Annotated in this window: 9 protein-coding genes; 2 read left to right on the top strand and 7 right to left on the bottom strand. The window is 73.3% G+C overall.

From position 1 onward, the window contains the following. Window positions 1-80 precede the first annotated feature (80 nt). The 4 genes from HCN52_RS18730 to HCN52_RS18715 all read right to left on the bottom strand — a co-directional run bounded on the left by HCN52_RS18730 (window position 81) and on the right by HCN52_RS18715 (window position 3,177). Entirely contained in the window at window positions 81-1,007 is a 927-nt protein-coding gene (locus tag HCN52_RS18730) for a phosphoribosylaminoimidazolesuccinocarboxamide synthase (RefSeq protein ID WP_168089614.1), read from the bottom strand. A gap of 93 nt (window positions 1,008-1,100) precedes the next feature. After that, window positions 1,101-1,970, bottom strand: a complete 870-nt coding sequence (locus HCN52_RS18725) for a hypothetical protein (RefSeq protein ID WP_168089613.1) — start codon at window positions 1,968-1,970, stop codon at window positions 1,101-1,103. 166 nt (window positions 1,971-2,136) lie between these two features. After that, window positions 2,137-2,571 carry a DUF2267 domain-containing protein gene (locus HCN52_RS18720; protein ID WP_168089612.1) on the bottom strand — a complete coding sequence of 145 codons (435 nt, stop codon included), beginning with the start codon at window positions 2,569-2,571 and terminating at the stop codon, window positions 2,137-2,139. Between the two features lie 168 nt (window positions 2,572-2,739). Further along, window positions 2,740-3,177, bottom strand: a complete 438-nt coding sequence (locus tag HCN52_RS18715; RefSeq protein ID WP_168089615.1) for an Hsp20/alpha crystallin family protein — start codon at window positions 3,175-3,177, stop codon at window positions 2,740-2,742. A 137-nt stretch (window positions 3,178-3,314) separates the two neighbouring features. Between HCN52_RS18715 and HCN52_RS18710 the strand changes: the two genes are divergently transcribed. Then, a complete protein-coding gene (locus HCN52_RS18710; protein ID WP_168089611.1) occupies window positions 3,315-3,965 on the top strand; it encodes a type III effector protein in 651 nt (216 codons plus the stop codon). 213 nt (window positions 3,966-4,178) lie between these two features. Here the strand turns inward: HCN52_RS18710 and HCN52_RS18705 are convergent, their stop codons facing one another. Then, entirely contained in the window at window positions 4,179-4,394 is a 216-nt protein-coding gene (locus tag HCN52_RS18705; protein WP_168089610.1) for a DUF397 domain-containing protein, read from the bottom strand. Continuing rightward, the gene (locus HCN52_RS18700) at window positions 4,391-5,221 is read right to left on the bottom strand and encodes a helix-turn-helix domain-containing protein (protein WP_168089609.1); all 831 of its coding nucleotides are present in this window, start codon (window positions 5,219-5,221) and stop codon (window positions 4,391-4,393) included. The genes HCN52_RS18705 and HCN52_RS18700 overlap by 4 nt, the downstream gene beginning before the upstream one ends. Before the next feature lie 389 nt (window positions 5,222-5,610). Here HCN52_RS18700 and HCN52_RS18695 point away from each other — a divergent pair, with 389 nt between their 5' ends. Continuing rightward, window positions 5,611-6,138: a hypothetical protein gene (locus tag HCN52_RS18695; RefSeq protein WP_168089608.1), complete on the top strand. Its 528-nt coding sequence runs from the start codon at window positions 5,611-5,613 to the stop codon at window positions 6,136-6,138. A gap of 88 nt (window positions 6,139-6,226) precedes the next feature. On the opposite strand, the gene HCN52_RS18690 is transcribed toward HCN52_RS18695, so the two are convergent. Then, the gene (locus HCN52_RS18690; protein WP_168089607.1) at window positions 6,227-7,750 is read right to left on the bottom strand and encodes a N,N-dimethylformamidase beta subunit family domain-containing protein; all 1,524 of its coding nucleotides are present in this window, start codon (window positions 7,748-7,750) and stop codon (window positions 6,227-6,229) included. Window positions 7,751-8,155 lie beyond the last annotated feature (405 nt).

The following is an 8,155-nucleotide window of genomic DNA, read 5'->3' as shown; positions in this document are numbered from 1 at the left end:
GGGCGGCTCGTGCGAGCCGCCCGCCGGCGCCGGACGCGAGCGCCGACCGGGCCGGTGGGTCCCGGCCCGGGCCGGGCGCGTCAGGCGAAGTGGTGCCCCGTGAGCAGGCGGTACGCCTCCAGGTAGCGGTCGCGGGTCTGCGCGACGATGTGCTCCGGCAGCTCCGGCGGCGGGGTGTCGCCGTGGCGGTCCCAACCGGAGTCGGACGAGTTCAGCCAGTCGCGGATGAACTGCTTGTCGTAGGAGAACTGCGCGCGGCCCGGCTGCCAGTCGTCACGCGACCAGAACCGGGAGGAGTCCGGGGTCAGCACCTCGTCGGCGAGGTACAGCGCGTCGTCCTCGCCCTCCGGGCTGCCGCCGCCCTGCGCCCAGCCGAACTCGAACTTGGTGTCGGCGAGGATGATGCCCCGCTCCCGCGCGATGTCCCGGGCGTGGTTGTACAGGGCGACGGTGGTCTGCCGCAGCTGGGCGGCCTCGCCGGCGCCGACCTTGCGGGCGATCTCCTCGTAGGTGACGTTCTCGTCGTGCTCGCCCACGTCGGCCTTGGTCGACGGGGTGAAGATCGTGGTGGGGATCTCCGAGCCGTCCTGCAACCCCTCCGGCAGCATGACGCCGCAGATGGTGCGGTCCCGCCGGTACTCCGCCAGCACCGAGCCGGTGAGGTAGCCGCGCGCCACGCACTCGACCGGCGCCATCCGCAGCGGACGGCAGACGGTGACCCGCCCGGCCCAGTCCGCCGGAGCACCCTCGGGCACCTCGGTGGAGAGGACGTGGCCGGGCGCGATGTGCGCCAGCCGCTCGAACCACCACAGCGACAGCTCGGTGAGGATGCGGCCCTTGTCGGGGATGACGGTGGGCAGCACCCAGTCGAAGGCGGAGACCCGGTCGCTGGCGACCATGATCAGTTCGCCGGCCTCGTTCCGGTACAGGTCCCGGACCTTGCCGGTGTGCAGGTGCACCAACCCCGGGACCTCGACGGGTTCAGGCACTGTCACGAATCCGGGCACGGTCTCTCCTCGGGGGGCACGGGAACGCTGTCTCGTGTCCATTCTCCCCCGGGGGTCGCGCGCCGAGGGCGCCGGGCGGTACCGCCGGGCGGGTCACTGCCGCGGCACGGTCCGGCTCGCCTCCTCCGGGGTGGGCGCGGGGAGCAGCGGCAGCGCGAGGCGGGCCGGGGCGTCCTGCCGGGCGCAGTCCGTCCGGACGTCGACGGACACGAGCCGCTGCTCGCCGCCCGACGCCGCGCCGGGTGCCGCGGAGCTGTCGTCGTCCGCGGACGTACCGTCCCCGGAGCCATCCCCGGAGCCGTGCCGGCCTGCGTCGTGGCCGGCGTCGTCAGGGTCGAGCTCCGGGTCCCCGTCGGGGGCCGGGTCGGGGGCCGAGGTGCGCTGCCGTGCCTTCACGGTGACCGCGTCGTCGCCGTTGCGGAGATGGACGTAGTGCTCCTCCTGACGGGGCCCGCTCTCGGGCTGCTGCCACCCCTCGTCGAGCAGCGCCTCCGTCACCCGGCGGACCGCGGCGGCCGCGTCGTCCGCGGGCACCGACAACGACCATGTGGCGTCCAGCCGGTACACGCCCGGTTCCAGCTGCTTGCTCATCGCCCGCATCCCCGTCTGGTGGCACCCGTTGACCCGAAGGGGCGCCGTGGGGAGTTCGCCGTCGTCACCGCCGTCCCCGCGCGCGGTGTCCGGCCCGGTACCGGCGTCGTCCGGGGTATCCGGCCGGTCGGCCCGTTCGCCGGGGCCGCCCTCGGGCGCGGCGTCGCCCTCGGTGCCGATGGCCGCGTCGTACGCGGTCTGGAGGGTGCTCTGCATCCGCCCGGTGGTCTCGCGCACGTCGGCGCGCGGGACGGGCGAGCCGTCGACGATCCGGGCGCACCCCCAGGCACCCGCGAGAAGAAGCAGCACCATCACCATGAGGCCGATGTCGCGCGGTCGCACCGCGCGCGTTCCGGGAGCCCTGTCGTCCATGCCCGCGACGCTAGGGGAGCGCCCGTGCCCGGGATGAGGGCTCGGATACTCAGATGATCTGCGGCTGCGCCGCCCCCGAGTGAGTAGGAACACCCGGCTCGCCGACCGCACGGGCCCGACGCCGCGGCAGGTTCGCCGGGGCGCCGGGCCGACCCGCCGCAGCGGCTCAGGCGGCCTGGACCAGCTGCGGCCGGCCGAAGAGCAGGGCGTAGCCCGAGGGGAGGCCGGCGATGGCCCGGTCCGTGACGGCCGGCCCGACGAGGTGCGGGACAGCGGTCAGTACCGAGCCCACGTCCCAGCGGGTCGTCGCGAGGCTGCGGCCGGTCTGCTCGGCGAGCTGTTTGACGAAGGCCCAACCGGTGAGAGGCCGGGAGGCCGGCGGGGCCGAGTGCAGCAGTCGCGCCGCCTCCGGCGGCAGCAGGGCGGCGAGTTCGGTGCGTGACGCGTCATCGAGCTGGCCGCCGAGTGCGGTCAGGACCGTGCGGGCGGTCTCCTCGGCCCGCTCGTAGGTGGGGTAGGCACCCTCGTAGCGGATGCGCTCGATCATGGTCCGGTACTGCGCCGCGGAGGACTCGGCTCGGGTCTGGGCGGGGAGGCGCATGGCCGGGCGACACCTTTCGTGGCCGCGCGCGGCGCAGTTGTCACCGCGCGCTCGGGACGAGTGGGGAGGGGGCGGACGGCGTCCCGGGCCGCCCCGCGGCGAGGGGGCTCTGCCCGGGACGCGGTGACGACCGCTTCCTGCGACGCGGTCGTCACCGCTTCGGGGCACTCAGCCGGAGATCTGGTGCCGCTCGTCCCGCTGACCGACGGTGATCTTGCGGGGCTTGGCGCGCTCCGCGATCGGGATGCGGAGCGTGAGGACACCTGCCTCGTACTGGGCGTCGATCCGGTCGACGTCGAGAGTGTCGGCGAGCATGACCTGCCGGGTGAAGACGCCGTGGGGACGCTCGGCGAGTTCCATCTGCACGGAGTCACCGACGGCGGTGGGCCGCCGCTCGGCCTTGACGGTCAGCATGTTCCGCTCGACATCGATCTCGAGCGCGGCCGGGTCGATGCCCGGCGCGTCGAAGGCGATGACGTACTCCTCGCCCTCGCGGTACGCGTCCATGGGCAGAGCCGAGGGGCGCGACCAGGTGCCGGCCGGGAGATCGGTGAACCGCTGGGCGAGACGGTCGAGCTCACGGAACGGGTCGGTACGCATCAGCATCGGGAAACACCTCCGGGTCCAGTGGTCGGCGACGGCGCCCTCGCGCTGTCGCTGGTTCCATGTATAGCGCGTCATCGGATGGATGACAAGTTTTCCGCGTCATCCATCCGATGACGGCTGCGCGCTACGATGGAGCCATGTCCGCAGCAGAGGAGCCGACCACGTCGTTCCCGGGTTTCCCGTTCGCCGCGCACGCGGCGCTGACCGCCATGGGCGAGGCGCTGCGCGACGCCGAGGCGGCGGGACCCGAGGCCCCGCTCCGGGAGGCGGAGCCGCCCTCCCCCGAGGACGCACTGGCGGCGCTGCTGCTGCTCCGCCTGCTGCGCGAGCGCCTGGCGGAGTGGGAACCGAGCCTGGTGACGGCCGCCCGGGACGCCGGGGCCAGTTGGGCGCAGCTGGCGCACCCCATGGGGGTCGCCAGTCGACAGGCGGCGGAGCGCCGCTTCCTGCGCTCCCGGCCGGGTGCGCCGGGCACCACCGGCGAACAGCGGGTGCAGGCCGAACGGGACCGGCGCGCCGCCGGACGCGTCGCGTCGCACTGGGCACGGGACAACGCCGCCGACCTCCGCCGCCTGGCCGGGCGCATCAGCGCGCTGGGCGGCCTCCCCGAGGACGTCTGCGAGCCGATCGACGCGGCGATGGGCGCCCCGGACGCGGTGGCGCTCCTTCAGCCGCTGCGGGAGGCCCGGGGGCACCTCGACGAGGACCACACCGAGTTGGCGGCGCAGTACGACGCACTGCTGGCCCCCGAGGGGACACACCGGTTCGAGGACGGCGCCGGGCGCTGACGCGTCGGCCGGGCGAGGCGGAGGAGGCTCGGGCGCGGGGCTCGCCACCGACTCGACGGGTGCCGACGACCCGGCACCCGGCCGGCTCCACCGACTCCGACGAAGCCCCCGGCCCCGGCGCCCCCAGGGTCACGCCTGCGCCAGGCGGCCCGGCCCTGCCGGGCCCGGAGACGGCAGTCCCACCACGGCACCGCCGAACACCACGGGGAGCCGTCAGCCGGAGAGCCCCTGCCGCCGCACGGCCGAGGTGAAGGCTGACCAGGCCACGGCCGGGAGCTCCAGCACGTCGCCGCCCGCGTTCTTCGAGTCCCGCACCGGCACCGTCCTCGGGAGAGAGTCGCGCGAGAACTCCACGCACTGCCCGCCGCTGCCGTCGCTGTAGGACGACCGTATCCACTCGGCTGATGCGCGATCCTGGCTGGTGATCATGCGCGGTACTCCTTCAAGAGTGACGTCATCAGAGACAGAGAATCGTCGAGAGACAGCGCGTTCGCTCGCAGAAGATCGTAGTCGTCGAGCGCGGCGGTGACAGCTTCCCCACCGTCGTGCATCCGACCCCCCAACCGTGTCTCGGTATAGAGGAGATCCGGGGAACCGCTGAAACGCAACACGGTGAACGGCTTCATGTGTGCCGCCGGCGCGCCCGCCGCGAACGGCAGGATCTGCACGCGGACATGAGGAGACTCCGCCGACTCGATCAGATGGCTGACCTGGTCGTGCATCACCTCTGCACACCCGACCACCGTCCGCAGGCACGCCTCGTGCAGGACCACCCAGAAGAGCGGGGGCTTCTCGGCCTGAAAGATGCGACGCCGCTGCAACCGATCGTGCGTCCTGCTCTCGATAGTGTCCGGATCAGAGCGGGGATGAGCTGCGCGGAACAACGCGCGGGCGTAGTCCTCGGTCTGGAGCATGCCGGTCACGAGAATCGTGGAGCACTCCAGAATCCGCGTCGCGCGGCGTTCGAGTTGGAGGTACGGCAGGAACCAACTCGGGTGGTCGCCCTCGTCGATCCTGCGCAGCAGGTCGGAGAAGAGGCCGTTGGTGCCGAACGCGAGGTCGCAGCCCTGAGCGAAACGTTGGCTGGGCAGTGGAAGCAGCTTCCCGGACTCGACCTTGCTGACGTACCCCTCGCTGTAGCCCGCGGCGCGCCCGAGCTGCATCTGGGTCAGCTTCCTGCCGAGCCGTACCTGCTTGACGTCCTGGCCGAACCGTTGCAACGGGTTCAAGCGCTCCTCGTCGAGTGCGTCGCCCACCCCGCTTCACCTCCTGTTTCTCGACCTCTTGCGGAGTCCTCGCAGGCCACAGGCTTGCGCTCCGCTCTTCAAGAGTCTCGATGCTATTGGCCTGACACTCTCCGCAGTGTCAAATCGACGTAGTGAAACCGATCTGGCGGGAGAAGAGATGGCGCAGAACGAAATGCGAGCCGGGGCGCCCACAACCCTTCGTCGGGCGATCCGGAACGTGGCCGGTGGCCTCCGGTGACCGGGGGGACGGAGGAGCCCCCGGGTAGCGCCGTGGAGGACGAGGTGCTGTCCGGACTTCTGGACAGAAGCGCGGCGTTGGCCCGAGCGATCGACGAACACCTCGCCACACTGCGACCGCCGGAGCCACCGGTGCGGGATTCGGGCGCGGGAGAAGGTCGATGACACATGCGATGCGTCGCGCCGAAGAGCGTCGGCAGCCGGTTGACGGCTACTGGTGCGAGACCGTGGCGCGCGGTCCGGACGCGGGCCGCGACTGGTACCTGGGTGGCTTCTGGGCAGCGAGCCCCGACGCGGCCGTCGACTGGCTGCGGCGGCAGGGCCTCCGCATGGCGACGGCGCTCGCGCCGCACCCCGGCCGTGACAGGCCGGTGGGGGCGGCCGTCGCCGCAGCGGTTGCCTCCGAGGTGAACCCCGGCCAGGTGTTTCGCGACTGGGCGGAGGATGCCGCCTTCCACGAGGTGCAGCGCAAGGCGCTGCGCGACGGCCACCCGATCAGTGCCAACGCCCGCGATACCGAGCGGGTTCGGGGACTCGGCGAGGTCGAGGTCCTCTACTCGCTGTCCGCCCGCCCGGTACGTCTCCATGCCGCGCCTCCCCCCGCCGCGGGCCCGGAGTGTGTGCCCGAGCGGTCGACAGCCGGGTCGCCCCCGCCGCAGCACCACCGATGCCGCTGCCGGTGCGGCTGACGAGCGCGGCGAGACCGTGCCGCCGGGGCGCGTGACAAGACAGGCCCGTCAGCCGCGCACCGGGGCCGTGGCGGCAGCCCGAGCCCGGTCAGTGGTCGGGGTCGCAGATGCGGTCGAGGAGGTTGGCGGTGGCCTGCTGGACGCGGTGGTCCACGTGGCCGGGGCGGTCGAGCGCCGGCGACCAGGCGAAGGTGCCGGAGGCGAAGACCCACGCGCCGCTGCGGGTGCGGTAGAGCGAGGTCTCCTGGTGGCGCCGGGTACCGCTGTCGTCCTGGTAGGGCGAGTGGGCGAGCAGCACCCGCTCCTCGTGCGCGGGCAGCGGGACACGCGGGTGGTAGCGGTCGGCCTCGCCCGCGACCAGGCCCTGGAGCGCGGCCCCCTCGCCGGCACCGGTCTTGTCCCACAGCCAGTGGCCCGCGTTGCGGACGATCAGCGGGCTGGGGCGCGGCACCGGGCCGGCGTACTGGATGCCGAGGAGCTGCTGCTCGGCCTCGCCCTGGTCCCGCCAGCGCGCCGGGCGGCCCGGGCCGCGGCGCTTGCGGCAGGTGAGGAGACGGTCGCGGTCGCCCGAGGGCAGCGGCCCCAGCTCGACCTTCCAGTACATGGAGTTGGCGGAGAGGAAGACCAGCGAGGTGCCGAGGTCCCGGGCCTGTTCGACGGCGCGGCGCATCGGGACCGACCAGTACTCGTCGTGGCCGGGGAAGACGATCCCGCGGTAGCGGGTGGGATCGACCCAGCCGGCGTGCAGGTCGCGTGCGGTGGCGTAGGAGAGGTCGTACCCCATGCGCTCCGCCCAGCGGATCACGTCGTAGGCGTGGCCGACGTGCAGCGGCAGCCCGGCGCCCGCGTAGGGCCGGTCGAAGGAGACGGTCGTGGCGGCGCCGGACTCCCCCAGCAGGCGGCCCTGGTCGTCCCAGGCGTGGTAGAGGCTGGCGCCGGTGCGGCCGTCCTCGGGGAAGAGGTTGTACGCCTGCCAGGTGATGTCGGGCAGCACCAGCAGCAGGTCGGCGGGGCGCTGGTCGCGGACGGTGAACGGGATGTGGGAGCGGTAGTTGCCGTCGCCGGTGGTGAGCACCGCGACGTGGGCGCCGGGGCGCCAGGTCGGCAGCACCTGGTGGCGCCAGGAGAGCCACCAGTGGTGGCAGGAGACGGTGCGGTCGGCGACCATCGGCGCGGGCTGCCGGGTGCCGCTGAGCTGCGGGCTGCGGACGAGGAGTTCGGCGCCGTGACCGCCGGCGTGGCCGATGCGGTAGATGTCGATGCTGAAGTCCTGCGGCGGGTCCAGCGTCACGCGGAAGTCGATGTGCTGCCCCGGTTCGACCACGCAGTTGGGGGTGAACCCCTTGATCTGGCAGTGCTCGTCGTCGGGTGTCCGCGGCCCGCTGTCGCGGGAGCCGTCGTTGCGCGGGTCGCGCTGCGAGGGGACGGACGCACCGTCCGTGCCGCTCGCTCCGGCGATGCCCGGGTCCGCGTACCAGGCGACGGGGGCGCGCCCGCCGTCCCGGTACGTCTCCGTCCGCCGCAGCCAGGGCAGCGGCCCCTGCCCGAACGGGTCGGAGACCGCATGGGCCAGCGCTCCGGACTCCCAGCGCCGACTCTGATCCGTGTTCACCGACACGCCCCTCCCTCGTCGCGCCGCCCGGCCGGCCCGGCTTCCCGGGTGCGACGACCCCACCCGGTCGTCGTCATGACCAGCACATCACATATTGCTAGCGGGTCATCACCGCTGGTCGTTCACCTGGTCAATGCTTTGCCGTCGGTCATCGACCGGGCGGCCCGTTACCTGGCGTTCTGCTCCTCTACGGGTGATTCGTGGGGCTCGTGCGCGAGCGCCGTCCGCCCGGTACGCACATCACCACGCGCCCGCGCGCCCCCTGTCACGCTCCGGATCCCGTGCTCCCGGCGCGCAGGGCGGCGAGGTCCTCGACGGCGCGCGCCGGCTGCTCGCGGAGTCTCGCCGCGCGCGGGGTCCGGTGCGGGTCGGTACCCGTCACCCCCGCGGACTCCGCCCGCTCCC

Source organism: Streptomyces bohaiensis (assembly GCF_012033785.1).
Lineage (GTDB): Bacteria > Actinomycetota > Actinomycetes > Streptomycetales > Streptomycetaceae > Streptomyces > Streptomyces bohaiensis.
Note: the sequence above shows the minus strand (reverse complement) of the source record. Positions and strands in the feature narration are given on the sequence as shown.

Coding starts and splice junctions, on each gene's coding strand:
- HCN52_RS18725 (WP_168089613.1), bottom strand. CDS start 1,970: ATGGACGACAGGGCTCCCGGAACGCGCGCGGTGCGACCGCGCGACATC.
- HCN52_RS18695 (WP_168089608.1), top strand. CDS start 5,611: ATGACACATGCGATGCGTCGCGCCGAAGAGCGTCGGCAGCCGGTTGAC.
- HCN52_RS18720 (WP_168089612.1), bottom strand. CDS start 2,571: ATGCGCCTCCCCGCCCAGACCCGAGCCGAGTCCTCCGCGGCGCAGTAC.
- HCN52_RS18705 (WP_168089610.1), bottom strand. CDS start 4,394: ATGATCACCAGCCAGGATCGCGCATCAGCCGAGTGGATACGGTCGTCC.
- HCN52_RS18710 (WP_168089611.1), top strand. CDS start 3,315: ATGTCCGCAGCAGAGGAGCCGACCACGTCGTTCCCGGGTTTCCCGTTC.
- HCN52_RS18715 (WP_168089615.1), bottom strand. CDS start 3,177: ATGCTGATGCGTACCGACCCGTTCCGTGAGCTCGACCGTCTCGCCCAG.